At 63.3% G+C, this 24,058-nt stretch carries 23 protein-coding genes; 11 read left to right on the top strand and 12 right to left on the bottom strand.

Annotated elements, in window-relative coordinates:
- Positions 1-35: 35 nt before the first annotated feature.
- On the bottom strand, positions 36-3,056 hold the full coding sequence (ydiJ, locus tag AC3B5Q_RS07055; RefSeq protein WP_488392952.1) for a D-2-hydroxyglutarate dehydrogenase YdiJ: 3,021 nt from the start codon (positions 3,054-3,056) through the stop codon (positions 36-38).
- A gap of 152 nt (positions 3,057-3,208) precedes the next feature.
- Between ydiJ and AC3B5Q_RS07050 the strand changes: the two genes are divergently transcribed.
- On the top strand, positions 3,209-4,093 hold the full coding sequence (locus AC3B5Q_RS07050; RefSeq protein WP_021783450.1) for a LysR substrate-binding domain-containing protein: 885 nt from the start codon (positions 3,209-3,211) through the stop codon (positions 4,091-4,093).
- Between the two features lie 138 nt (positions 4,094-4,231).
- On the opposite strand, the gene AC3B5Q_RS07045 is transcribed toward AC3B5Q_RS07050, so the two are convergent.
- The 6 genes from AC3B5Q_RS07045 to AC3B5Q_RS07020 form a co-directional block, all read right to left on the bottom strand.
- Positions 4,232-5,650 (bottom strand): amino acid permease, encoded by a 1,419-nt coding sequence (locus AC3B5Q_RS07045; protein WP_162149594.1) that lies wholly within the window; start codon positions 5,648-5,650, stop codon positions 4,232-4,234.
- Positions 5,651-6,289: 639 nt separating this feature from the next.
- Positions 6,290-7,357, bottom strand: coding sequence for a 23S rRNA pseudouridine(2605) synthase RluB (gene rluB, locus AC3B5Q_RS07040; protein WP_103469921.1), 1,068 nt, complete (start codon positions 7,355-7,357; stop codon positions 6,290-6,292).
- 265 nt (positions 7,358-7,622) lie between these two features.
- Entirely contained in the window at positions 7,623-8,390 is a 768-nt protein-coding gene (gene scpB / locus AC3B5Q_RS07035; protein WP_103444748.1) for an SMC-Scp complex subunit ScpB, read from the bottom strand.
- The gene (locus AC3B5Q_RS07030) at positions 8,377-9,231 is read right to left on the bottom strand and encodes a segregation and condensation protein A (protein WP_103444749.1); all 855 of its coding nucleotides are present in this window, start codon (positions 9,229-9,231) and stop codon (positions 8,377-8,379) included. The genes scpB and AC3B5Q_RS07030 overlap by 14 nt, the downstream gene beginning before the upstream one ends.
- On the bottom strand, positions 9,228-9,857 hold the full coding sequence (locus AC3B5Q_RS07025; RefSeq protein WP_033730170.1) for an L-threonylcarbamoyladenylate synthase: 630 nt from the start codon (positions 9,855-9,857) through the stop codon (positions 9,228-9,230). The genes AC3B5Q_RS07030 and AC3B5Q_RS07025 overlap by 4 nt, the downstream gene beginning before the upstream one ends.
- Positions 9,858-9,870: 13 nt before the next feature.
- Positions 9,871-10,731: a PHP domain-containing protein gene (locus AC3B5Q_RS07020; protein WP_021783443.1), complete on the bottom strand. Its 861-nt coding sequence runs from the start codon at positions 10,729-10,731 to the stop codon at positions 9,871-9,873.
- A gap of 67 nt (positions 10,732-10,798) precedes the next feature.
- Between AC3B5Q_RS07020 and AC3B5Q_RS07015 the strand changes: the two genes are divergently transcribed.
- From AC3B5Q_RS07015 to AC3B5Q_RS06995, 5 genes are all read left to right on the top strand, one after another.
- Positions 10,799-11,392 carry a septation protein A gene (locus AC3B5Q_RS07015; RefSeq protein WP_021783442.1) on the top strand — a complete coding sequence of 198 codons (594 nt, stop codon included), beginning with the start codon at positions 10,799-10,801 and terminating at the stop codon, positions 11,390-11,392.
- A 1-nt stretch (position 11,393) separates the two neighbouring features.
- Complete coding sequence (locus tag AC3B5Q_RS07010) at positions 11,394-11,693, top strand: YciI family protein (RefSeq protein WP_021783441.1); 300 nt, start codon at positions 11,394-11,396, stop codon at positions 11,691-11,693.
- A 143-nt stretch (positions 11,694-11,836) separates the two neighbouring features.
- Positions 11,837-12,514, top strand: a complete 678-nt coding sequence (locus AC3B5Q_RS07005) for a response regulator transcription factor (RefSeq protein WP_021783440.1) — start codon at positions 11,837-11,839, stop codon at positions 12,512-12,514.
- Between the two features lie 159 nt (positions 12,515-12,673).
- A complete protein-coding gene (locus AC3B5Q_RS07000; protein WP_021783439.1) occupies positions 12,674-13,090 on the top strand; it encodes a Spy/CpxP family protein refolding chaperone in 417 nt (138 codons plus the stop codon).
- Between the two features lie 58 nt (positions 13,091-13,148).
- Positions 13,149-14,489, top strand: a complete 1,341-nt coding sequence (locus tag AC3B5Q_RS06995) for a sensor histidine kinase (RefSeq protein WP_101196523.1) — start codon at positions 13,149-13,151, stop codon at positions 14,487-14,489.
- Between the two features lie 129 nt (positions 14,490-14,618).
- On the opposite strand, the gene AC3B5Q_RS06990 is transcribed toward AC3B5Q_RS06995, so the two are convergent.
- Complete coding sequence (locus AC3B5Q_RS06990) at positions 14,619-15,176, bottom strand: nitroreductase family protein (protein WP_021783437.1); 558 nt, start codon at positions 15,174-15,176, stop codon at positions 14,619-14,621.
- Between the two features lie 102 nt (positions 15,177-15,278).
- On the opposite strand from AC3B5Q_RS06990, the gene AC3B5Q_RS06985 reads away from it, so the two are divergent.
- Complete coding sequence (locus AC3B5Q_RS06985; protein ID WP_021783436.1) at positions 15,279-16,733, top strand: TrkH family potassium uptake protein; 1,455 nt, start codon at positions 15,279-15,281, stop codon at positions 16,731-16,733.
- Here AC3B5Q_RS06985 and AC3B5Q_RS06980 read toward each other — a convergent pair.
- Positions 16,690-17,751: an AraC family transcriptional regulator gene (locus tag AC3B5Q_RS06980; RefSeq protein ID WP_028697761.1), complete on the bottom strand. Its 1,062-nt coding sequence runs from the start codon at positions 17,749-17,751 to the stop codon at positions 16,690-16,692. The two genes, AC3B5Q_RS06985 and AC3B5Q_RS06980, sit on opposite strands and share 44 nt — an antisense overlap.
- Positions 17,752-17,904: 153 nt before the next feature.
- On the opposite strand from AC3B5Q_RS06980, the gene AC3B5Q_RS06975 reads away from it, so the two are divergent.
- Positions 17,905-18,216, top strand: coding sequence for an Mpo1-like protein (locus AC3B5Q_RS06975; protein ID WP_003254563.1), 312 nt, complete (start codon positions 17,905-17,907; stop codon positions 18,214-18,216).
- A 13-nt stretch (positions 18,217-18,229) separates the two neighbouring features.
- Here the strand turns inward: AC3B5Q_RS06975 and AC3B5Q_RS06970 are convergent, their stop codons facing one another.
- Positions 18,230-19,027 carry a UDP-2,3-diacylglucosamine diphosphatase gene (locus tag AC3B5Q_RS06970; protein WP_021783434.1) on the bottom strand — a complete coding sequence of 266 codons (798 nt, stop codon included), beginning with the start codon at positions 19,025-19,027 and terminating at the stop codon, positions 18,230-18,232.
- 127 nt (positions 19,028-19,154) lie between these two features.
- Between AC3B5Q_RS06970 and AC3B5Q_RS06965 the strand changes: the two genes are divergently transcribed.
- Together AC3B5Q_RS06965 and AC3B5Q_RS06960 are read left to right on the top strand one after the other, a co-directional pair.
- Positions 19,155-19,922 (top strand): helix-turn-helix transcriptional regulator, encoded by a 768-nt coding sequence (locus AC3B5Q_RS06965; protein ID WP_021783433.1) that lies wholly within the window; start codon positions 19,155-19,157, stop codon positions 19,920-19,922.
- A gap of 181 nt (positions 19,923-20,103) precedes the next feature.
- Positions 20,104-20,994: a DMT family transporter gene (locus tag AC3B5Q_RS06960; RefSeq protein WP_021783432.1), complete on the top strand. Its 891-nt coding sequence runs from the start codon at positions 20,104-20,106 to the stop codon at positions 20,992-20,994.
- Here AC3B5Q_RS06960 and AC3B5Q_RS06955 read toward each other — a convergent pair whose 3' ends face one another.
- Positions 20,995-21,276 carry an Rdx family protein gene (locus tag AC3B5Q_RS06955; protein ID WP_021783431.1) on the bottom strand — a complete coding sequence of 94 codons (282 nt, stop codon included), beginning with the start codon at positions 21,274-21,276 and terminating at the stop codon, positions 20,995-20,997.
- Positions 21,277-21,343: 67 nt separating this feature from the next.
- On the opposite strand from AC3B5Q_RS06955, the gene AC3B5Q_RS06950 reads away from it, so the two are divergent.
- The gene (locus tag AC3B5Q_RS06950; RefSeq protein ID WP_021783430.1) at positions 21,344-23,530 is read left to right on the top strand and encodes a patatin-like phospholipase family protein; all 2,187 of its coding nucleotides are present in this window, start codon (positions 21,344-21,346) and stop codon (positions 23,528-23,530) included.
- A gap of 38 nt (positions 23,531-23,568) precedes the next feature.
- Here AC3B5Q_RS06950 and AC3B5Q_RS06945 read toward each other — a convergent pair whose 3' ends face one another.
- On the bottom strand, positions 23,569-24,006 hold the full coding sequence (locus AC3B5Q_RS06945; protein ID WP_021783429.1) for a MarR family transcriptional regulator: 438 nt from the start codon (positions 24,004-24,006) through the stop codon (positions 23,569-23,571).
- Positions 24,007-24,058: the final 52 nt, after the last annotated feature.

Raw genomic sequence — 24,058 nt, 5'->3', positions numbered from 1 at the left:
GAAGGGCTGCAAAGCAGCCCCCAAGGCCCTGAAACTTAGCGCTGAGCGTACTGCAACACCACCTCAAGCGGGTGACGCATCTTCCGCTCGGTCATGCGCTTGACCTGGCTACGGCACGAGTAACCGGTCGCCAGCGGCTCCCCTTCCTTGTCCAGTTTGGTCGCCCAGCTCTGCTCGAATATGACCCGAGAGGTTTCCTGGTTGCGAGCTTCGTGCCCATAGGTACCGGACATACCGCAGCAACCCGTGGCCTCGGTCACCAGCTTCAGCCCTAGACGGGCGAACACCTGCTCCCACTGCCGGGTGCTGGCCGGCACGTTGGTCTTCTCGGTGCAGTGCGCCATCAGGCGGAAGCTGCCTGGTGCGGCAGGCGCCTGCTCGGGCAGCACATCCATCAGCCATTCCTGCGGCAGCAGCACCTTCGGGCAACCCTCCAGGCCTGGCACTTTCTGATACTCCTGGCGATACACCAGCGTCATCGCCGGGTCCAGCCCCACCAGCGGCACGCCGCAGTCGGCCAGGGCCTTGAGCTGCGTGGCGTTGCGGATCGCTGCCTTGGCAAACGCGCCAAGGAAACCCTGTACGTGCAACGGCTTGCCGTTGGCGCTGTACGGCGCCAGGAATACCCGGTGGCCCAGGCGGTGGGCAAGGTCGATGAAGGCCGACAGCAGCGGCGTTTCGAAGTAGCGGGTGAAGGCGTCCTGCACCAGCACGATGCTGCGCTCGCGCTGGGCCGGGGTCAGCTCGCGCAGGGCCGGCACCGTGGCCATGCCAACGCGGCAACGGGTCAGGGTAGCCTGGAAGTTGAAGCGGCTGATCAGCGGGCTGTCGACCATGCCCACCTTGTCGGCCAGCAGTTGGCTCACCCACTTCGAGCCCATCACCGCGTTGTACAGCCCCGGTGCGTGCGCCAGGTAGGGGATGGTGAACTCGAGCGAGCCGATCAGGTAGTCACGCAGCGGGCGCTGGTAGCGGCCGTGGTACAGCTCGAGGAAGCGCGAGCGGAAGTCCGGCACATTGACCTTGATCGGGCACTGCCCGGCGCACGACTTGCACGCCAGGCAGCCGGCCATGGCGTCGTACACTTCATGGGAGAAATCTTCCTGGCCCTGGTTGCGCGCGCGGTTGTTGCGCAGACGCGCCGGCAGGCCCTTGAGCCACGACACCTTGTTGCGCGCCGCAGCCAGCACATCAATGTTCGCCTCGCCCTGCAGGCGCAGCCACTCGCGCATTAGCGAGGCGCGGCCCTTGGGCGAATGCTTGCGTTCGCGGGTAGCCTTCCACGACGGGCACATGACGTCGTTGGGGTCATAGTTGTAACAGGCGCCATTGCCGTTGCAGTGCACGGCGCTGGGGAAGTCCTGCCAAACGCGCTCGTCAATGGTACGGTCAAGGTCGCCGCGCAGGGTCACACCATCGACTGGGGTCAGGCCCTCGGCGCTGCCCGGCGGTGTGCAGATCTTGCCCGGGTTGAGCTGGTTGTGCGGGTCAAAGGCGCCCTTCAGGCGCTGCAAGGCCGGATACAGCTCGCCGAAGTACTCGGGCACGTATTCCGAGCGCAGGCCTTTGCCGTGCTCACCCCACAACAGGCCGCCATAACGCTTGGTCAGCGCGGCAACGGCGTCGGAAATCGGCTTGACCAGCGCAGCCTGCGCCGGGTCCTTCATGTCCAGTGCCGGGCGCACATGCAGCACGCCGGCATCGACGTGGCCAAACATGCCATAGGCCAGGCCGTAGCCATCGAGCAGTGCGCGGAAATCGGCGATGTAGTCGGCCAATTGCTCTGGCGGTACCGCGGTGTCTTCCACGAACGGCTGCGGGCGCACTTCGCCTTCGACGTTACCCAGCAGGCCCACCGAGCGCTTGCGCATGGTATAGACGCGGGTGACTGCCTCGGCGCCTTCGGCCAAGGTGTGGCCCAGGCGCTCGACGCTGGTGTCGCTTTGCAGATGCTGGATGAACGCCTGCACCTTGGCGTTGACCTCGGCCGGTTCGTCGCCGCAGAACTCCACCAGGTTGATGCCCAGCGTGGGGCGCTCGGGGTCCGCCGGGAAGTACTCGGCAACGCTGTGCCAGACGATGTCTTTCATCGCCAGCATCAGCACCTTGGAGTCGACCGTCTCGATCGACAGCGGCTTGTGCGCCATCAGCGCATTGGCATCGCGCAGCGCATCCATGAAGCTGGTGTAGCGTACGTTGACCAGCACCGCATACTTGGGAATCGGCAGCACGTTGAGTTTGGCTTCGACCACGTAGCCCAGCGAGCCCTCGGCGCCGCACAGCACGCTGTTGAGGTTGAAGCGGCCCTGCTCGTCGCGCAGGTGCGCCAGGTCGTAGCCGGTCAGGCAACGGTTGAGCTTGGGGAAGGTGGTTTCAATCAGTTCGGCCTGGGTTTCCTGAATTTCCCGGGCCATGCGGTACACCTCACCGACCCGGCCCGGCGCGGCGCAGGCCTGCTCCAGCGCGGCATCGTCGATCGGCAGGCTGTGCAGGCGTTCGCCACCGAGCAGCACGCTGTGCAGCTCCAGCACGTGGTCGCGGGTTTTGCCGTAGGTGCAGCTGCCCTGGCCACTGGCATCCGTGTTGATCATGCCGCCGACCGTGGCGCGGTTGGAGGTGGACAGCTCAGGGGCGAAGAACAGCCCGTGCGGCTTGAGCGCAGCATTGAGCTGGTCCTTGACCGTACCGGCCTGTACCCGCACCCAGCGCTCTTGCACGTTGATTTCGAGAATGTTGTTCATGTGCCGCGACAGGTCGACGACGATACCGTCGGTCAGCGACTGGCCGTTGGTGCCGGTGCCACCACCGCGCGGGGTCAGCTTGACCTGCTGGAAGCGCGGCTCGCCCATCAGCGTGGCGACCCGTGCCACATCGTCGGCATCCAGCGGGAATACCGCCGCCTGCGGCAAACGCTGGTAGATCGAGTTGTCGGTGGCCAATACCGTGCGGGTTGCGTAGTCGGCACTGATCTGACCACGGAAGCCGCTGTTGCGCAGGGCTTCGAGGAATTCGGGGTAATTGGCGCTCGGTGCAACGGTGGACAGCTGGGCGATCATCGAAGGATGGCCTCTTGATATTGGCTAGATCACGGGATACCTGTCGCTCCAGCATGGGTTCAAGCATGCAGGGATGACGTATAGGCCAATGTTCCTGTAGTTTCGCGTCAGGGGCAAACGGATAATCCTGCCGCTATCAATGACTTTTATGAATGAATTACCGCCACCTGACCCCATCCATGTCACTGCTGCTGGCTTTCGAGGCCGCCGCCCGGCATGAAAGCTACACCCGCGCCGCCGCCGAACTGTCGCTGACCCAAAGCGCGGTCAGCCGCCAGGTACAGGCCCTGGAGCAGCAGTTGGGCCTGACACTGTTCCGTCGCGAGGGGCGCCAGGTGCAACTGACCGATGTCGGCCGCCTGTACCAGCGCGAGCTCAGCGAGGCACTGGGGCGCATCCGCAGCGCTACCTTGCAGGCACTGGCCTATCAATCGGGGGTGGGCACCTTGCGCCTGGCTACCCTGCCAACATTCGGCTCGAAATGGCTGTTGCCGAGGCTGCATGCGTTCTACAGCGCTCACCCGGGCATGCTGGTGCACATTCATTCACGCATTGAAACCATCAACTTCGACACCAGCGAAATCGATGCCGCCATCGGTGTGGCCAGCCACGACCTGCCGGGGCTTGTCTGCCATCGCCTGCATGCCGAAGAACTGGTAGTGATCTTGCCGCCAGAGGCCGGCGCCGACAGCCAGGGCTGGAGCCCGGCCAGGATCAGCGAAGAGGTGCTGCTGAATGTGGCCAACAACCCGCATGCGTGGGGCGAGTGGTTTTCCCATCATGGCTTGCCGCATCGTGCGATGCGGCTGGGGCCTAGCTTCGAGCTGACCTCGCACCTGATCCAGGCGGTACGTGCCGGGATCGGGATCGGGCTGGTGCCGCGCATATTGGTGGAGGAGGAACTGGCCAAGGGAGAGCTGTACAGCCCGGGCGTGGCGTTTGCCAGCCAGCGCAGTTACTACCTGATCTACCCGCCGAGGAATGAGGCGCTGCCGTCGTTGCGGGCATTCAGAGGCTGGTTGCTGGAGCAGATCTGATTTTTGGCGGGATCACCTGACTTGAGGGCAACGCTGTACCTGTAGGAGCGGGTTCACCCGCAAAAGGGCCCACACAGATAACAAAAAACCCGAAGCCAGTCACCTGACTCCGGGTTTTCACATACCGCCTATGGCGCCTTACTTGGCCACAGTCTCAACAGCACCGCCCGCATCAACCCGGCGACGCGACTTGACCATGTACACCACGAACATCGCAAGCAGCCACACCGGGATCGCATACACCGACACCTGGATGCCCGGGATCATCAGCATGATGCCGAGAATCAGCACCACGAAGGCCAGCACCACATAGTTGCCGTACGGGTACCACAGCGCCTTGAACAGGGGCTTCTGGCCGGTACGGTCAAGGTGCTGACGGAACTTCAGGTGCGAGTAGCTGATCATCGCCCAGTTGATGACCAGGGTGGCCACGACCAGCGACATCAGCAGTTCCAGCGCGTTTTGCGGCATCAGGTAGTTCAGCAGCACGGCAACGAGGGTCACGGCTGCCGACACCAGGATCGAACGCACTGGCACACCACGCTTGTCGACCTTGGCCAGCGCCGCCGGGGCATCGCCCTGCTCGGCCATACCCAGCAGCATGCGGGCGTTGCAGTAGGTGCCGCTGTTGTACACCGACAGCGCAGCAGTCAGCACCACGAAGTTCAGCAGGTTGGCAGCCACGTCACTGCCCAGCAGCGAGAACACTTGCACGAACGGGCTGCTGCCATAGCTGCCACCCGAGGCGTCGATGCTGGCGACCAGGGTGTCCCACGGGGTCAGCGACAGCAGTACCACCAGGGCACCGACATAGAAGATCAGGATGCGGTAGATGACCTGGTTGATCGCTTTGGGGATCACGGTCTTTGGCTTGTCGGCCTCGGCGGCGGTGAAGCCGAGCATTTCCAGGCCACCAAAGGAAAACATGATGAAAGCCAAGGCCATTACCAGCCCGCTGACACCATTGGGGAAGAAGCCGCCGTGTGACCACAGGTTGGCCACGGTGGCTTCAGGGCCGCCGCTGCCACTGGTCAGCAGGTAGGCACCCAGGCCGATCATGCTGACGATGGCGACCACCTTGATGATGGCGAACCAGAATTCGGCTTCACCGAAGAACTTCACGTTCATCAGGTTGATGGCGTTGATCAGCACGAAGAAGGCTGCCGCCGTGACCCAGGTGGGGATCTCCGGCCACCAGTAGTGGACATACTTGCCGACCGCCGAAAGCTCCGACATACCCACCAGGATATACAGCACCCAGCAGTTCCAGCCCGACAGGAAGCCGGCGAAACCACCCCAGTAGGTGTGGGCGAAATGGCTGAACGAGCCGGCCACCGGCTCTTCGACGATCATTTCACCCAGCTGGCGCATGATCATGAAGGCGATGAAGCCGCAGATGGCGTAGCCAAGGATCATCGACGGGCCGGCGGATTTCATCACGCCTGCCGAGCCGAGGAACAGGCCGGTACCAATCGCACCGCCGAGGGCGATCAACTGGATATGGCGGTTCTTCAGGCCCCGCTTTAGCTCGCCTGAATGCATGTTTTGTCCACTCATGAACGAAGTCACCTGCATTGTTTTTATCTGTGACGGAATCGGACCCACCGCGCTCGTGGCGCAGCGGAATGGGCAAGGTGGTTACCTTGGGTTTCTTGACCTCAGGTGCCGCCGGAGCAAGTCAACCAGGCGTGATCAAGAGTGCGCGGTACGCAAGAGAGTCACAGGTAAAACGCGGCGCACTGTATACCCCTGCAAACGCGCAGGCGTCAACGCGTTGCATCGTTTCCTCGGGGAAAAACGCAGCGTTCCTGTGGTACAGGCCTTCAAAGGCGGAGTGATCGGCGTACATGGCGCCTCCATTTGTTGTTTTGTCAGCCCGGCTCTGTGGGCGGGCTCGTGCACAAGGCAATGGCGGCTATAACACCGTGGGGACGGGGGTTTGGGCAAGGGTGGCTGGCGCCATGACGGCGGCTTTGGCACAGAGGCGCCGGCAAGGTTTGTTTACACGAACGGGCTTGATCTGAAACATGGACTGAAAACGGCCAGGCTCGTACAGATTTCTTTACAGGGCGGATCAAGAACTTGCCAGTCGTCCGAAAATTCTTTTTGTTCAATATCTTGGGCCGTTTGGCCACATTCCCGCAGGCATAAAAAAACCAGCCCGAAGGCTGGTTCCTTGATCACCACGCTGGCTTATCAGCCACGCGGCTTGCCGCGACCACGGCCTGCCGGCTTGTCACCCTCAGGCTTGCCCGCACGCTTGCGCATCTCGCTTGGGCGCTCAGCCACCGTGCTGCCACGGGTGGGTTTACGCGGGGCTTCTTCACGCGGCTGACGCGCCGGACGTTCGCCAGTCGCGGCACCTTCGTGGGCCGGGCGCAGGTTGCGCACGCGCTCACCACGGCCCAGCGGGCGGGTCGACTTGCGCTGCAGGCGCTCCATCTTGTCCTTGGCCTTGAGCTTCATGGCTGGCAGCGCAACCGGCTGCAGGCCTACTTCGGCGGCGAGGATGTCGATTTCGCCCTGGGTCATTTCGCGCCAGCGGCCCATCGGCAGGTCGGAATTGAGGAACACCGGGCCGAAACGCACACGCTTCAGGCGGCTGACCACCATGCCCTGGGATTCCCACAGGCGGCGCACCTCACGGTTACGACCTTCCATCACCACGCAGTGGTACCAGTGGTTGAAGCCTTCGCCACCCGGTGCCTTCTGGATATCGGTGAACTTGGCCGGGCCGTCTTCCAGCATTACGCCGGCTTTCAGGCGCTCGATCATCTCGTCATCGACCTCACCACGCACACGTACCGCGTACTCACGGTCCATCTCGTAGGACGGGTGCATCAGGCGGTTGGCCAACTCACCGTCAGTGGTGAACAACAGCAAGCCAGTGGTGTTGATGTCGAGGCGGCCGATGTTGATCCAGCGGCCTTCTTTTGGCCGTGGCAAACGGTCGAACACAGTCGGGCGCCCTTCCGGGTCGTCACGGGTGCAGATTTCGCCGTCGGGTTTGTTGTACATGATCACCCGGCGGGTGGCCTCGGCGGCCTCCTCGCGCTTGATCAGCTTGCCGTCCACGGCGATGGCGTCGTGCAGGTCGACGCGCTGGCCAAGGGTAGCCTCGACGCCGTTGACCTTGATGCGACCCTGGCTGATCCAGGCCTCGACATCACGCCGCGAGCCCACGCCAATGCGCGCCAGCACTTTCTGCAGCTTTTCGCCGGATGGCGGGGTGATTTCGGTTTCTTTCAGGTCTTGCTCACTCATCTGGGCACCTCCCGGTGTAGGAATGAAAACAGGGTTCTGGCGACGAACGCGCCAAAAGGCCGCGCATCATACGCGGTTCATCAGGGGAACGCACTGGAGGGTAGAGGGTTTTGTGGGGCCGGGTATGATTTTCTGCCCAATGGGCTTTGTGCTGGCCACTTCGCGGGCACGCCCGCCCCTACAGGTACGCGCAACCTTCGGGACCTGTGATACCCCTGTGGGAGCGGGCGTGCCCGCGAAGAGGCCAGCACAGGCAACAGATCAATCAGGGCTGCGCCTTGATCTCCTCCTCCGCCGGAGGCTCAGGCTCTTCTCCCCGCAAATCATCAAAATCGGTTTTCAAGCCGTCTTCCATGGCATCCAGCTCCACCAACAGGCTACGGAAGCTGGTCTCCTCTCTCGGCTCACCAACCTCCTCCTCCCCAAGGCTGGCATCCGCCAACGCCTGAAGGTGCGCAGGCACCGGTGCATCATCCGGGTCGAGTTGCGGCTCTGGTTCCATTTCGCGCAGCTCGGCCAAGGCCGGCAGGTCCTCAAGGCTCTTGAGGTTGAAATGATCGAGAAACGCCTTGGTGGTGGCGAACATCGCCGGCCGCCCGGGCACTTCGCGGTAGCCGACCACGCGAATCCACTCGCGCTCCATCATGGTCTTGATGATATTGCTGTTCACCGCAACGCCCCGCACGTCCTCGATTTCACCACGGGTGATCGGCTGGCGGTAGGCAATCAGGGCTAGTGTCTCAAGCAGCGCTCGCGAATAGCGCTGCGGGCGCTCCTCCCACAGGCGCCCGACCCAAGGGGCATAATCCTCGCGAATCTGCAGGCGATAGCCGCTGGCCACCTCCTTGAGCTCGAAGGCACGGCCATCGCACGACTTGCCCAGCACCTCCAGGGCCCGCTTGAACACCTTGGGCTCAGGGCGCTCGGCCTCCTCGAACAGCTCGTACAGGCGCTCCAGGGATTGCGGCTTGCCCGAAGCGAGCAAGAAGGCTTCGATCAGCGACGCCAGGTCGCGGGGTTCATTCAGGTTCATCGGGTTCTTCAACTGGCGCCGGGCGAAGCCGCACGTGAATGGCGGCGAAAGGTTCATTCTGCACAAGTTCGATCAGCGATTCCTTCACTAGCTCGAGAATGGCCATGAAGGTCACCACCACACCGAGCTTGCCCTCCTCGGCAGCAAACAGCGCGATAAACGGCACAAAGGCACCGCCCTTGAGGCGCTCCAGCACCTGGCTCATGCGCTCGCGGGTGGACAAGGTCTCACGGGTGATCTGATGGCTTTCGAACAGGTCGTTGCGGCGCATCACCTCGGCCATGGACACCAGCAGCTCTTCCAGGCTGACCTGAGGCAACAGCTTGCGTACCTTGGCCTGCGGCGCTTCCAGGCGCGGTACCACCACCTCGCGTCCGACCCGTGGCAATTCGTCGATGCCCTCGGCGGCGGCCTTGAAACGCTCGTACTCCTGCAGGCGGCGGATCAGCTCGGCGCGTGGGTCACCCTCCTCCTCCTCGACGTCGGCGGAGCGCGGCAGCAGCATGCGCGACTTGATCTCGGCCAGCATGGCAGCCATCACCAGGTATTCAGCGGCCAGCTCAAGGCGCACGCTTTTCATCAGTTCTACATAGCCCATGTACTGCCGGGTGATTTCGGCGACAGGGATGTCGAGGATGTCGATGTTCTGTTTGCGGATCAGGTACAGCAGCAAGTCCAGCGGGCCTTCGAAAGCTTCGAGGATGACTTCAAGGGCGTCCGGCGGAATGTACAGGTCCAGCGGCAGCTCGGTCAGGGCTTCGCCATAGACTAGCGCCAGCTGCAGTTGCCGAGGCTCCTCGGCCCGTTCGGCCGGCGCCTCAAGCGCTTCCAGCTGGCTCACGCGTTGACCAGAAATGGCGTGGGGTCGCCACAACCTTCGCGGATCAGTTCCGGTTCCTCACCGGAGAGGTCGATGATGGTCGACGCCTTGAGGTCGCCGAACCCGCCATCGATCACCAGGTCGACATGGTGCTCCAGCCGTTCACGAATCTCGTAAGGGTCGGTCATCGGCTCGCTGTCGCCCGGCAGGATCAGGCTTACGCTCATCAGTGGCTCGCCCAACTCGGCCAGCAATGCAAGGGTGATGGCGTGGTCCGGCACACGCAGCCCGATGGTGCGACGCTTATCGTGCAACAGCAGGCGCGGCACTTCACGCGTACCGTTGAGGATGAAAGTGTAAGGCCCCGGCACATGCGCCTTCAGCAAGCGGAAGGTGCCGGTGTCGACCTTGGCATACAACCCCAGTTGCGACATGTCGCAGCACATCAGGGTGAAGTTGTGCGACTTGTCCAGCCCGCGCAGGCGCCGTACCCGCTCGATTGCCGACTTGTCGCCGATCTGGCAACCCAGCGCATAGGCCGAATCCGTCGGATACACCACCACGCCACCCTTGCGGATGATCTCGACGGCCTGTTTTATCAGGCGCGCTTGTGGGTTCTCCGGATGAATCTGGAAAAATTGGCTCACGTAGTCTTCCTGTTCATAGCGCCAAAGGCTGTTCATGGCTGAATCGACGCCACAAAGGTGGCAGATCCTCGGGCAAAGGCCGATAGGCACCGATCTCGCCCCAGGTGCCGGGGCCGTGGAAGTCACTGCCAGCGCTTGCCAGCAGGCCGAACTCACGGGCAAGGATGGACATGGTGCCCACTTGCTCGGCAGGCATCATCCCGTTGACCACTTCAAGCGCCTGCCCTCCTGCCTGAATATAGTCGGCAATCAGCCGCCTGCGCTTGCTGCGTGTCAGGTCGTAGTGCATGGGATGCGCCAGGCTCACCCAAGCGTTGGACTGCCTCAGCGTGGCAACGGTTTCGTCGAGCGTCGGCCAGTGCTGCTTGACGTCGCCCAGCTTGCCGGCGCCCAGCCACTTGCGAAACGCTTCGCCACGGTCCTTGACGTGCCCGGCACGCACCAGATACTCGGCAAAATGCGGTCGCGCCGGGGCGTTGCCGCTGTCACCCAGTTCGTGTTGCACGGCGCGCGCGCCTTCAAGCGTGCCGGGCATGCCCTTGGCCGCCAGCCGTTTGTCGATTTCTTCGGCGCGCAGCCAGCGGCCGTTGTGCAACGCTTGAATCGCCGCCAGCAACGGCGGTGCGTCGAGCGGGAAGTCATAGCCCAGCACATGGATGGTCGCGCCGCCCCACGTGCAAGACAGCTCCACCCCGCTGACCCAGCGCATCCCCAGGTCAGCGCAGGCCTGGCGCGCTTCGGCCAGGCCTTCGAGGGTGTCATGGTCGGTCAGTGCCAGCGCTTGCACCCCGTGCTCATGAGCCCGGGCAACCAGTACCGAAGGCGACAGGGCGCCGTCGGAGGCCGTGCTGTGACAGTGCAGATCAACATTCATAGAGGAGCGCTTTCGCTGGAATCGATGTTTGTTATTATGCCGTCACATCCCGATTCTGGCTGCCATTGTGAAACAATTCATCGATTTCATCCCGCTGCTGCTGTTCTTCATCGTCTACAAGCTCGACCCGCGCCCCATGGAAGTCGCCGGCCATCACTTCGATTTTGGCGGCATCTACAGCGCCACAGCCATGCTGATCGTCAGCTCGCTGGTCGTGTACGGTGCTCTGTTCCTGCGCCAGCGCAAGCTGGAAAAAGGCCAGTGGCTGACGTTGATCGCCTGCCTGGTGTTCGGTGGCCTGACCCTGACCTTCCACAGCGAAACCTTCCTCAAGTGGAAGGCCCCCGTCGTGAACTGGCTGTTCGCCCTGGGTTTTGCCGGCAGCCACTTCATCGGCGACCGGGTGTTGATCAAGCGCATCATGGGCCACGCCCTGACCCTGCCTGACGCCATCTGGGCGCGCCTGAACCTGGCCTGGATCGCTTTCTTCCTGTTCTGCGGCGCGGCCAACCTGTTCGTCGCCTTCACCTTCCAGGACTTCTGGGTGGACTTCAAGGTGTTCGGCAGCCTGGGCATGACCGTGATCTTCCTGGTGGCGCAAGGCGTGTACCTGTCGCGCCACCTGCACGATGACCCTTCTACCTCCAAACCCAAGGATTGACATGCTCTACGCCATTATCGCCAGCGACGTCGCAAACTCCCTGGAAAAGCGCCTGGCTGCCCGCCCGGCGCACATCGACCGCCTGCAGCAGCTCAAGGCCGAAGGCCGCGTGGTGCTGGCCGGCCCGCACCCGGCAATCGACAGCAACGACCCGGGCGAAGCGGGTTTCAGCGGTAGCCTGATCGTTGCCGAGTTCGAGTCGCTGGCGGCGGCGCAGACCTGGGCCGATGCCGACCCGTACATCGCTGCCGGCGTATACGACAAGGTTGTGGTCAAGCCGTTCAAGCAAGTACTGCCCTGACCTGAGACGGCACGGCCCTCTTCGCGGGTAAACACGCGAAGAGGGCCGCGCGGTACCAGCAGTTATACTCAGGTCATCAGTCTGCGGTATCTTTGCCACTGGCGGGCCGAATCACCGCCGTCATTGGTTGAATTGAGTGAGTCATGAGCGAGCTGTTACTGATTGATGATGACCAGGAACTGTGCGAGCTGCTCGGCAGCTGGCTGACCCAGGAAGGGTTTTCCGTGCGTGCCTGCCACGATGGCCAGAGCGCACGCCAGGCCCTGGCTGAGCATGCCCCTGCTGCCGTGGTACTGGATGTGATGTTGCCCGACGGCAGTGGCCTGGAGCTTCTCAAGCAGCTGCGCAGCGAGCATGCCGAGCTGCCAGTGCTGATGCTGTCAGCCCGCGGCGAGCCGCTGGACCGCATTCTCGGCCTGGAACTGGGCGCCGACGATTACCTGGCCAAACCCTGCGACCCGCGTGAGCTCACTGCCCGCCTGCGCGCGGTGCTGCGCCGCAGCCACCCCACCGCCACGACCAGCCAGATGGAGCTGGGTGACCTCGTCTACAGCCCTGCGCGCGGCGTGGTCAGCATCGATGGCCGCGAAATGACCCTGACCCTGTCCGAAAGCCGTGTTCTTGAGGCGCTGCTGCGTCAGCCCGGCGAGCCGCTGGACAAACAGGAGCTGGCGCAGATCGGCCTGGGCCGCAAACTGACCCTGTACGACCGCAGCCTGGACATGCATGTCAGCAACCTGCGCAAGAAGATCGGCCCACACGCCGATGGCCGGCCACGCATCGTGGCATTGCGTAGCCGTGGCTATTACTACTGCCTGTAAAACACCGGTGCCGCTGCGCGCTCCATTCGCGGCACAAGGCCCTACCTGCTCGGGCCAATCATCTTTACGTTGCCTTTACCCTCCCCTGACTGCGCTTGACGGTGATCTCCCTAGACTGTGCTCATCCGGTAATCACCGGCCTATGAAAGGAGAGACACCATGCGCAAGACCCTTATCGCCCTGATGTTCGCTGCCGCTCTGCCGACCGTGGCCATGGCCATGCCTGACGGCGGCCCGCGCCACGACGGCCCGCATCATCGCGGTGATGCGCCTTTCCACCAACTGGACCTGAGCCGCGAGCAGCGCCAGCAGATTGGCAAGCTGATGGGCGAGCAGATGCAGCAACGCCGCGACATCACCGAGCGCTACCTGTCCAAGCTGCCGGCCGCCGACCAGAAGGCCATGAAGGACGAGCTGAAAGCCAGCCGCGACAAGACCGACAGCGCGGTGCGCAACCTGCTCAAGCCTGACCAGCAGAAGAAGTTCGATGAACTGCAAAAGGAACGCGCCGCCAAGAAAGCCGAGTGGCAGGAGTTCCAGGCCTGGAAAGCTGAAAAAGGCGCCAAGGCCCAGTAAGCTGTTCGCCCCCTGCCCGGTCCGCATCACTGCGGGCCGGGCTTTTCCCGTTTAGGAGGTGCACTTGCGTTCTCTGTTCTGGCGCATCCTGGCCAGTTTCTGGCTGGCCATCACCCTGGTCGCAGGCCTGTCGATCCTGCTGGGGCACATGCTCAACCAGGACGCCTGGATCCTCAGCCGCCACCCGGGCCTGAATACCCTGGCCAGCAAGTGGACCAAGCACTATGAGCAGGAAGGCCTGGAGGCGGCCCAGCACTTTCTGGAACGACGCAAGGACCGCTACAAGATCGACGTGCAGGTGCTCGACGATAGCGGTGAGGCCGTGGTGCCGGGTACCTTCCCACGCCGTGCGGCAGCCTTCGAAGCGCGCCAGCACAATGACCAGCGGCGCTTGCCATGGCGCCGGCTGACCGAGGAATACACCAGCCCCGACACCGGCGAAACCTACTTGCTGATCTATCGCATTCCCCACCCGGCGCTGGATGCCTGGCACCGTGAAAGCCTGCTGTGGCCTCTCAGCGCACTGGGCATTGCCTTGGTCGTGCTGACCCTGTTCAGCCTGCTGGTGACGCTGTCCATAACCCGTCCGTTAAGCCGCCTGCGCAGCGCCGTACACGACCTGGGCCAGACCACCTATCAGCAGAACAGCCTGGCACGGCTGGCTGCGCGGCGCGACGAGTTTGGCGTGCTGGCCAAGGACTTCAACAAGATGGGCGCACGCCTGCAAAGCACCATTGGCAGCCAGCGCCAACTGCTACGCGATGTGTCCCACGAACTGCGCTCGCCGCTGGCCAGGCTGCGTATCGCCCTGGCCCTGGCCGAACGCGCCGAGCCTGAGCAGCGACAAGCGCTGTGGCCACGCCTGACCCGCGAGTGCGACCGCCTCGAAGACCTGATCAGCGAAATCCTCGCCCTGGCCCGAGTGGATGCCGAACAGGCTCATGCCGAACCGGTCGACATCAATGCCTTGCTCGGCAGCGTGCGCAAGGACGCCCTGCTGAGCGCGCCGGAGCAGGACGTGCGCCTGGAGGCGCAGCCGGGGTTGAGCTTGCAGGGTTGGCCAACGCTGATAGAGCGGGCCGTGGACAACCTGCTGCGCAATGCCCTGCGCTTCAACCCGGTCGGCCAGCCGATCGAGGTCAGCGCCGCACGCGAGCAGGACCGCATCGTGATCAGCGTACGTGACCATGGGCCTGGGGCGGCAGCGGAGCACCTGACGCAACTGGGCGAGCCGTTCTTCCGCGCGCCGGGGCAGGCAGCGCCGGGGCATGGCCTGGGGCTGGCGATTGCGCGCAAGGCAGCGGAGCGCCACGGCGGTAGCCTGGTGCTGGAGAATCATCCACAGGGTGGGTTTGTGGCCAGGCTGGAGTTGCCCTTGGCTGAAGCGGCAGGCAGTTGATGGGTGTAACGGCGCCTGGCCTCTTCGCGGGTAAACCCGCTCCTACAGGGGATGTGGATGCTGTTGCAGGAGCGGGTATACCTGCGAAGAGGCCAGAAGCCTTGATACATGAATCAGCCCAAGGCAGCCCTACTCACCCCAGCCACTGACGAAATCGGCAGTTGCCAGCACCGGCGCCGTACGCGGCTCGGTCAGCGGCGTGCCGACATACAGGTAGCCAATCAGCTCCTCGTTCTCGGCCAACCCCAACCCCTTGTGCACATGGGCGTCGAAAGCCATGTCACCGGTACGCCACACCGCGCCGATCCCCTGCGCGTGCGCAGCAATCAGAATACCGTGCGCCGCACAGCCCGCCGCCAGGCGTTGCTCGGACTTGGGCACCTTGAAGTGGTCCTGCAACCTGGCCACCACCACGATCAACAATGGCGCCCGCAGCGGCATGGCACGGGCCTTGTCCAAGGCTGCCTGGCTGGCATCGCCCTTGTGCTGCAAGGCTTCGGCGAACAACTCGCCCAGCTTCTCGCGACCCTGGCCTTCGATGGTAAGAAAACGCCACGGCCGCAGCTGGCCGTGGTCCGGGGCGCGCAGGGCAGCCTGGAACAGCGCCTCGCGCTGGGCGGCATTGGGCGCTGGGTCGGTCAGGCGTGGCACGGAAACACGGTTGAGCAATGCGTCGAGAGCCTCCATCGGCTACCCTCCTGGCAGTTGAATGTGCGGCCATTCTAGCGTTTACATCACCAGACCCATAGGTAGAATGGCGCCCTTCCGTTTCGAGTCTGAGCAGATCACATGGCGTTGCCGACCTTAAGGATCATTGGTTTCATCATCGGCATCTTCCTGATTACGCTGGCCGTGAGCATGGCCGTGCCCATGGCGACCCTGGTGATCTTCGAGCGCACCGGCGACATGCCGTCGTTTCTCTGGTCGAGCCTGATCACCTTCATCGCCGGCCTGGCCCTGGTGGTGCAGGGGCGCCCCGAGCATGTGCACCTGCGCCCGCGCGACATGTACCTGCTGACCGTCAGCAGCTGGCTGGTGGTGTGCGTGTTCGCCGCGCTACCGTTCCTGCTGACCCAGCACATCAGCTACACCGACGCCTTCTTCGAAAGCATGTCAGGCATCACCGCGACCGGCGCCACCGTGCTCAGCGGGCTCGACAACATGTCGCCGGGCATCCTCATGTGGCGCTCGATGCTGCACTGGCTCGGCGGTATCGGCTTCATCGCCATGGCGGTGGCGATCCTTCCGCTGCTGCGCATCGGCGGCATGCGCCTGTTCCAGACCGAATCGTCCGACCGCTCGGAAAAGGTCATGCCGCGCTCGCACATGGTCGCCAAGTCGATCGTCGGGGTTTACGTCGGCTTCTCGATACTGGGCGCGCTGGCCTTCTGGTGGGCGGGCATGAGCCCGTTCGATGCAATAAACCACGCCATGTCGGCAATCTCTACCGGCGGTTTCTCCACCTCCGACCAGTCATTGGCGAAATGGGATATCCCGGCCGTGCACTGGGTTGCAGTGGTGGTGATGATCATGGGCAGCCTGCCGTTCACCCTTTACGTAGCCACCCTGCGCGGCAACCGCAAGGCGCTGATCCGCGACCAGCAGGTGCAAGGCTTGCTGGGCATGCTGGTCGCCACCTGGCTGGTGTTGGGGACCTGGTATTGGTACAGCACCGACCTGCACTGGCTCGATGCCTTGCGCCACGTAGCGCTGAACGTGACCTCGGTGGTCACCACCACCGGCTTCTCTCTGGGTGACTACAGCCTGTGGGGCAACTTCTCGCTGATGCTTTTCTTCTACCTGGGCTTCGTTGGCGGCTGTTCCGGCTCGACCGCAGGCGGTATCAAGATTTTCCGCTTCCAGGTGGCCTACATCCTGCTCAAGGCCAGCCTCAACCAGCTGATTCACCCGCGCGCGGTGATCAAGCAGAAATACAACGGCCATCGCCTCGACGAAGACATCGTGCGTTCGATCCTGACGTTCTCGTTCTTCTTCGCCATCACCATCTGTGTCATGGCGCTGCTGCTGTCGCTGCTGGGCGTGGACTGGATGACCGCGCTGACCGGTGCGGCTGGCACGGTTTCGGGTGTAGGCCCGGGCCTGGGTGAAGTGATCGGCCCGTCGGGCAACTACGCCACGCTGCCTGACGCAGCCAAATGGATTCTGGCGACCGGCATGCTGCTGGGTCGCCTGGAAATCATCACGGTGCTGGTGTTGTGCATGCCGGCGTTCTGGCGTCACTGAGCACTTCGCCCTCCGCGCCCAGACGGGCGCGGTACTCGCTGGGCGTGGCATCGAACCAGCGGCGGAACGCACGATAGAAGTTGCTGGGGTCGGCAAAGCCCAGCAGATAGGCGGTTTCCAGCAAGGTCATGCCCGGCTGGGCCAGGTATTGTTCGGCCAGTTCACGGCGGGTGTCGTCAAGCAAGGTCTGGAAGCTGGTGCCTTCCTCCTGCAGCCGCCGTTGCAAGGTGCGCTGCGACAGGTGCAGGGCCTGGGCCAGGGTTTCGCGCTTGGGCTCACCCTGCGGCAGGATGCGGCACAACACCTGGCGCACGCGGTGGCTGACCCGGCTTTCGGAGAAGCGTGCCAGGTACTCCCCGGCAAACCGGTCGTGCAGCACCGCCATGGCCTCGTTGGCGGTCGGCAGCGGCGCTTCCATGTCGGCCCGCTCGAACACCAGCGCATCATGTGGGGCGCCGAACACCAGCGGTGAATGGAACGCCACCTTGTAAGGCTCGACATTCTTCGGCTGCGGCCCCTGCACCAGTACCCGCCGCGGCTGGACCGGCCGGCCACTGAGCCATTTGCACAGCGCCAGCGCACAGGCCAGCGACGCTTCGGCGCTGTGCCGGGTCGGCGGCAGGTGGTCGCCGTGCACGGTCAGAATCAGCGAATAGCCCTCGGCGCCGAGGACGAAACTGAGATCGGAGCTTTCGGCGATGATGCGCTGGTAACGCACCAGACGCTCGAAGCCCTCGGCCAGGGTGCGGCTGGACATCAACGCATAGCCCACCACATGAAACGACGCCGGGCGGACCACCCGTGCCATGTTCAGGCCGATGGCCTCATTGCCCGACAGCTCCACCGCCAGTTGCCAGAGGCGGGTCATGGAATCTTGAGGGAAACGTGCATCAGGGTCATCGAGGGCGGCAAAGTCCAGCCCCAACTGCTTGAACATGGCTCTGCAATCCAGCCCTTCCAGTTCAAGTGCCTTCACGATCCCTGATGCCCAACTGGCTGACGTTGTTCTTTCGCTCATGACAGGCTTCTTTTACCAACCGCTCCAGCGGTGAACCCCAAGGATACTCATTTGGCGCCTATTGTCACTGGTAGGCCCCGTCAGTCACTCTAGACTCGAATCAGGCTCCACGCCGTGTATCTTGTCCAGAAGTATTAATTCCGGAGCACTGCCATGAACAGCACAGCGCAGTTTCGCAGTTTTGCCGAGTTCTATCCGTACTATCTGGGGGAGCACAGCAACCCCACCTGCCGCCGCCTGCACTTCGTCGGCACCAGCCTGGTGATAGCGCTGCTGGCCTACACCATTGGCAGTGGTAAATGGTTGCTGCTGCTGGCCGTGCCGGTGTTCGGCTATGGCTTTGCCTGGGTCGGGCACTTCTTTTTCGAGAAGAATCGGCCAGCGACCTTTACCTATCCGCTGTACAGCCTGGCCGGGGATTTCGTGATGTTCCGGGATATCCTGCTGGGCAAGCTCAGGCTGTAAGCATCTGAGGCCCCTAAGCCGGCTCGCGCAACGCCGCCACGGCCTGCGCTTCCGCCAGCCGATACAGTTCGACGCTGCCATCCCAATGCTCGATCAGGGCCGTGCACGACTCCACCCAGTCCCCGCAATTGAGGTAGTCCACTTCACCCACCTTGCGGATCTCGGCATGATGAATATGCCCGCACACTACCCCATGAAAACCACGACGGGTGCACTCGTGGGCAATGGCATTCTCGAAGTCACTGATGAAGTTCACCGCCCCTTTCACCTTGTGCTTGAGGTACGCAGACAGCGACCAGTAACCATAGCCATACCGCGCACGCCAGTGGTTGAGCCAGCGGTTGAGCACCAAGGTGAATTCGTAGGCGCGGTCACCCAGAAACGCCAGCCAGCGGTGGTAACGGGTAATCACATCGAACTGATCGCCATGGACCACCAGCAGACGGCGGCCATCGGCTGTCAGGTGCTCGGCCTCGTCTACCAGCTGAATGTTGCCCAGAATCAGCTTTGAGTAGCGGCGCAGGAATTCATCATGATTGCCGGTGACGTAGATCACCTCGGTGCCGCGCTTGCTCATGGTCAGTAGCCGGCGGATCACGTTGGTGTGAGCTTGCGGCCAGTAGATCCCGCCGCGCAGTTTCCAGCCATCGATGATATCGCCCACCAGGTAGACGCGGTCAGCCTGGTAGCCCTTGAGGAATTGCGACAGGTGTTCGGCCTGGCAGTCGCGGGTACCCAGGTGCACGTCGGAGATCCACAGGGTACGCACGCGTTGCTTGCGCGAGGGGCGGGACAGTTCGGCATGGGTCATGGGCAGGCTCCGGCGCAGTTTGCTGGAGACTGGCAGGCGTACATGACAGCGCCATGGCAAAACAGTGACGAGTGATGGCGTGCAGGGATTGAGGCACAATGGGCGCCCGCCCTGCGAGGAAGCCCCCATGACCGCCGGCCCGATCCTCTCGCTGCGCCATTACCGCGACAGCCTGATCGCCCACAGCCACGAACACCCGCAATTGGTGTTCGGCCTGCGCGGCCGCCTGGAGTTCGAGGTCCAGGGGCATGGTGCCGGGATCGATCGGCAGGGGCTGGTGGTGGTCCCGGCGGGTGCTCATCACACGTGCGCCAGCGATGCCGGCAGTGATTGCCTGGTGCTTGATGTGCCTGGGGAGCCTTGGCTGCACGAGCACTTGGGTGAGCATGCCGATGCCAGCCGCCGCCTGCTCGACCGCCCCATCGCCCTGGGCCTGGATGAACGCCAGCAGCAACTGGTGGACTGGCTGGCGAGCAGCCCTGTACACGACCCATTGATCGCCAGGCAAGGCGCGGCACTGCTGCTGGCCAGCCTCAACGTCACGGCGGCAGCCAGCGTGCACGCCAGCCAGCGCCTGCCCTATGCGTCCTTCGATGTGCATATCGAACAGCATGCTGCCTACCCGCTGCAGGTTGCCGACCTGGCGCGCATCGCCGGGCTGTCCAGTGCCCGGCTGCATGCGCGCTTTACCACTGAGTGCGGGATGACTCCGATGGACTACATTCGCCAGCGGCGTTTGCTCAAGGCGCGGCGGCTAATCGTGCAGACCGTGCTGCCGATGGGCGAGATAGCGGCGCAGGTCGGGTATAGCTCGCAAAGTGCCTTTTCAGCGGCGATGCTGCGGGCGTTCGGGTGTACACCTTTGGCTTTGCGGCGAGAGTCTGGCGATAACTGACAACAGTCTTGCGACAGAATGTGTTTGCCTGAGGCTTTACACTTTGCCTTTACCGGCCCTTTCGCGGTTAACCCGCTCCTACAGGATTTGCGCGGCCCTGAAGGTTGTGCACAACCTGTAGGAGCGGGTTTACCCGCGAAAGGGCCGGCACTGCCTGTAGAGATCTTCATCAAGGACCACCATGAACCACCGCACCGCCCTCGGCGCCCTGCACATTGGCGCGCTGTTCTTCGGCCTTACCGGCGTTTTCGGCAAACTGGCCGCCAGCGCCAGCCCGGCGATCATCGTCTTCGGTCGGGCTGCCTTCGCCGTACTCGCCCTGGCCCTGTTCGTCAGCCTGGCAGGCCCGGGCTGGCAACGCCTGAGCAGCCAGGACGCGCGCCGCCTGCTGCTCGGCGGCGTGCTGCTGGCCGGCCACTGGGTCAGCTTCTTCATCGCCGTCAAAGTGGGCGGCGTAGCCATCGCCACCCTCGGCTTCGCCAGCTTCCCGGCCTTTACGGTGATCCTCGAAAGCCTGCTGTTCCGCGAGCGTATCCGCCGTAACGAAGCCGTATTGGTCGTGCTGGTCAGCATCGGCCTGATACTGGTCACGCCGGCATTCGACCTGGCCAGCGAAGCCACCGGCGGCCTGCTCTGGGCGCTGCTCTCGGGCCTGCTGTTCTCGCTGCTGTCACTGACCAACCGGGCTGGCTCCGGCCGTTTGCCTGCGGTACAGGCAGCCCTGTGGCAGAACCTGGTGGTAGGCCTGTGCCTGCTGCCGTTCGCCGCCCCCGGCCTGGCCAGCGTTGCGACCCTGGACTGGCTGTGGATCGCCCTGCTCGGCATCTTCTGCACGGGAGTGGCGCACAGCCTGTTCGTTGCCAGCCTGGCGGTGATCAAGGCGCGCACCGCCGCCGTCGTGTTCGGCATGGAGCCGGTCTACGGCATTGCCGTGGCCTGGGCAGTTTTCGCCGAAACCCCCACCGTGCGCATGCTGCTGGGCGGCGCGCTGATCATCTTCGCCATCGTGCTGTCCAGCCGTCTGGCGGCCGAGCAACCGCCCAGGCAGCGACCACTCACCGAGGGCGCCTGATCAGCGGTCGTTGTGACCAAGGTCACGCTGCGGGTCGACCAGGTCGCGCACCCGCTGCTTCAGCACCTTCGCTTCGGGGAAACCACCGTCGGCCTTGCGCTCCCAGATCTGCACACCATTGCAGGTGATGCGGAAGATACCCCCCGTACCCGGCTCCAGCGCTACCCGGCCAAGGTCGTCGGCAAAGGTGCTGAGCAGTTCCTGGGCCAGCCAGGCAGCGCGCAACAGCCACTGGCACTGGGTGCAATAGGTGATTACGATTTCCGGCTTGTTGTCAGCCATGGTGAAACATCTCCAGGTGAGGGGCCGCTTATACTAGCGGTCTTTCGCCCACGGTTTGAGACTCACGATGCGCCGTTTGCTGTTCTGTTTTCTGCTCGCCCTTACCTCGCTTACGGCAATCGCTGCGGAACCCGCCAGGCCCAAGGTCGGCCTGGTGTTATCTGGCGGTGCAGCCCGTGGCCTGGCCCACATCGGCGTACTCAAGGCGCTGGAGGAACAGGGTGTGCGCATCGACGCCATCGCCGGCACCAGCATGGGCGCGGTGGTCGGCGGCCTGTACGCCTCGGGCTACAGTGTCGAAGAGCTGGAAAAACTCGCTACCACCCTTGACTGGCAACAGGCGCTCTCCGATGCACCGCCGCGCGAGGATGTGCCGTTCCGGCGCAAGCAGGATGACCGCGACTTTCTGGTCAAGCAGAAGCTCAGCTTTCGCGACGACGGCAGCCTGGGCCTGCCGCTGGGTGTGATCCAGGGCCAGAACCTGTCACTGCTGCTGGAAAGCAAACTGGCGCATACCGCCGACACCCGCGACTTCGACAAGCTGCCCATTCCCTTCCGCGCCGTGGCCACCGACATCGCCAGTGGCGAAAAAGTCGTATTCCGCCGTGGTCACCTGCCCCAGGTAATCCGCGCCAGCATGTCGATCCCCGCCGTGTTCGCCCCGGTCGAACTGGACGGCCGCCTGCTGGTGGACGGCGGTATGGTCGACAACATTCCGGTGGATGTGGCCCGCGAAATGGGCGTGGACCTGGCCATCGTGGTCGACATCGGCACCCCGCTGCGCGATCGCAAACAATTACTGACGGTGGTCGACGTGCTGAATCAGTCGATCACTTTGATGACCCGCCGCAACTCCGAAGAACAACTGGCCAGCCTGCACCGCGACGACATTCTCATCCAGCCATCGCTGACTGCCTTCGGCGTGACAGATTTCGGCCGTGCCCGCGACATGATCGACGCCGGTTACCGCGCCACTCGCCTGCTTGACCCACGCCTGGCCGCCCTGCGCCAGCTCGAGGGCGACGCCAGCCTGGCCGTGGCCCGCTCGCCGCGCCAGCGCACGCCGGTAATTACCGCAATCCGGATCGAAAACGACTCCAAGGTCAGTGATGATGTGATCCGCTCGTACATCCGCCAGCCGATCGACGCACCGCTGGAACTGGACCGCCTGCAGACCGACATGGGTACGCTGTATGGCCTGGACTACTTCGACAGGGTGCAGTACCGCGTGGTGCACAAGGGCAACGACAACACCCTGGTGATCAACGCCCGCGGACGACGCGGCGGCACCGACTACCTGCGCCTGGGCCTGAACCTGTCCGATGACCTGCGTGGCGACAGCGCTTTCAACCTGGGCGCCAGCTACCGGGTCAACGGCATCAACAGCCTTGGCGCCGAATGGCTGACCCGCGGCCAGATCGGCGATAAGCAAGAGCTGTACAGTGAGTTCTACCAACCCCTGGATGTGGGCTCACGCTACTTCATCGCGCCGTACCTGGACCTGGGCTCGCAGAACATCGAAGCGACCCTGGACAACGACCCCGTCGCCGAGTATCGCCTGGAGCGCTACGGCTTTGGCCTGAATGTAGGCCGGCAGATCGGCAACAGCGGTGAAGTGCGCCTGGGCGCGGGCAAGGCATGGGGCGAAGCCGAAGTGCGCATCGGCGACCAGGACTTGCCCAAAGTCAGTTTCAACGAAGGTTTCTACGAACTGAAGTACTCGTTCGACACCCTCGATAACGTGTATTTCCCGCACCATGGCGAGGACATCGGCCTGACCTTGCGCAAATACGACAAGTCGCTGGACTCCGACCAGGATTACCGGCAGTGGCTGTTTAACCTGGACAAGGCCATCAGCATCGGGCCGAACACGTTCGTGCTGGGTGGGGGCTACGGGCGCACGCTGGACGATACCGAAGTGGTGACGTCGAGCTTTGTGATAGGCGGGGCGCGACAGCTGTCAGGCTTCCGCCAGGACTCGGTATCGGGGCAGAACGTAAGCCTGTTGCGCATGGTCTATTACCGCCGGCTGACGCCGCGGGCCTATGTGCCGCTGGACTTCCCGTTATACATTGGCGGTTCGCTGGAGCGTGGGCGGGCATGGAACAACGACAACGAGTTCGACAGTGGGTACATCAATGCGGCGAGCATCTTCCTGGGGCTGGAGACGCCTTTAGGGCCGCTGAATTTCAGCTATGGCGCCAACACTGCACATGAACAAGCGGTGTACCTGAACCTTGGGCACACCTTCTGAGGCTTGGGTTTGCACTGCACCTGAATGGATGGGTGAGCTCAGGACTTTTCGAGGTTGGCCAGGATCTTGGCATGCACGCGCATACAGGTCTGCAAGTCGGCCTCGTCCACGCCGGTAAACAGCTCTACCCGCAGCTGGTTGGCAATGGTCTCGATCTGATCGATCAACGGCTTGGCCGGCGGGCACAGCACAATCTTCTTCGCCCGCCGATCCTCCAGTACCGCCTGCCGCCGCACCAGTCCTTGCGCTTCCAGGCTGTCAAGCAGACGCGCCAGGGTCGGGCCTTCGACGCCTACGCTCTGGGCCAGCTCACGCTGGGTCGGGGCTTCTTCGAAGCGGGCCAGGTGCAGCAACACCAGCCAGCGCGCCTGGGACAGGTTGAGCCCGGCCAGGCGGCGGTCCAGCTCGGCACGCCAACCTCGGGACATCTGGGCCAGTTGCATGCCAAAGCGGTGTTGGTTGTCGTTCAGGGGCATAAGGAACTCATTGAGTAGATCTAATTATTAGGCAGCTAACCATGCCCTGCCC

This window comes from Pseudomonas sp. D5(2026) (genome assembly GCF_057766845.1).
This window is presented reverse-complemented; position numbering and strand designations above follow the sequence as displayed.

Excerpts from the sequence above, each read along its gene's own strand:
- ydiJ (WP_488392952.1), bottom strand. The coding sequence starts at position 3,056 with ATGATCGCCCAGCTGTCCACCGTTGCACCGAGCGCCAATTACCCCGAA.
- AC3B5Q_RS07050 (WP_021783450.1), top strand. The coding sequence starts at position 3,209 with ATGAATTACCGCCACCTGACCCCATCCATGTCACTGCTGCTGGCTTTC.
- AC3B5Q_RS07045 (WP_162149594.1), bottom strand. The coding sequence starts at position 5,650 with ATGAGTGGACAAAACATGCATTCAGGCGAGCTAAAGCGGGGCCTGAAG.
- rluB (WP_103469921.1), bottom strand. The coding sequence starts at position 7,357 with ATGAGTGAGCAAGACCTGAAAGAAACCGAAATCACCCCGCCATCCGGC.
- scpB (WP_103444748.1), bottom strand. The coding sequence starts at position 8,390 with ATGAACCTGAATGAACCCCGCGACCTGGCGTCGCTGATCGAAGCCTTC.
- AC3B5Q_RS07020 (WP_021783443.1), bottom strand. The coding sequence starts at position 10,731 with ATGAATGTTGATCTGCACTGTCACAGCACGGCCTCCGACGGCGCCCTG.
- AC3B5Q_RS07010 (WP_021783441.1), top strand. The coding sequence starts at position 11,394 with ATGCTCTACGCCATTATCGCCAGCGACGTCGCAAACTCCCTGGAAAAG.
- AC3B5Q_RS07005 (WP_021783440.1), top strand. The coding sequence starts at position 11,837 with ATGAGCGAGCTGTTACTGATTGATGATGACCAGGAACTGTGCGAGCTG.
- AC3B5Q_RS07000 (WP_021783439.1), top strand. The coding sequence starts at position 12,674 with ATGCGCAAGACCCTTATCGCCCTGATGTTCGCTGCCGCTCTGCCGACC.
- AC3B5Q_RS06990 (WP_021783437.1), bottom strand. The coding sequence starts at position 15,176 with ATGGAGGCTCTCGACGCATTGCTCAACCGTGTTTCCGTGCCACGCCTG.
- AC3B5Q_RS06985 (WP_021783436.1), top strand. The coding sequence starts at position 15,279 with ATGGCGTTGCCGACCTTAAGGATCATTGGTTTCATCATCGGCATCTTC.
- AC3B5Q_RS06980 (WP_028697761.1), bottom strand. The coding sequence starts at position 17,751 with ATGAGCGAAAGAACAACGTCAGCCAGTTGGGCATCAGGGATCGTGAAG.
- AC3B5Q_RS06975 (WP_003254563.1), top strand. The coding sequence starts at position 17,905 with ATGAACAGCACAGCGCAGTTTCGCAGTTTTGCCGAGTTCTATCCGTAC.
- AC3B5Q_RS06970 (WP_021783434.1), bottom strand. The coding sequence starts at position 19,027 with ATGACCCATGCCGAACTGTCCCGCCCCTCGCGCAAGCAACGCGTGCGT.
- AC3B5Q_RS06965 (WP_021783433.1), top strand. The coding sequence starts at position 19,155 with ATGACCGCCGGCCCGATCCTCTCGCTGCGCCATTACCGCGACAGCCTG.
- AC3B5Q_RS06960 (WP_021783432.1), top strand. The coding sequence starts at position 20,104 with ATGAACCACCGCACCGCCCTCGGCGCCCTGCACATTGGCGCGCTGTTC.
- AC3B5Q_RS06955 (WP_021783431.1), bottom strand. The coding sequence starts at position 21,276 with ATGGCTGACAACAAGCCGGAAATCGTAATCACCTATTGCACCCAGTGC.
- AC3B5Q_RS06950 (WP_021783430.1), top strand. The coding sequence starts at position 21,344 with ATGCGCCGTTTGCTGTTCTGTTTTCTGCTCGCCCTTACCTCGCTTACG.
- AC3B5Q_RS06945 (WP_021783429.1), bottom strand. The coding sequence starts at position 24,006 with ATGCCCCTGAACGACAACCAACACCGCTTTGGCATGCAACTGGCCCAG.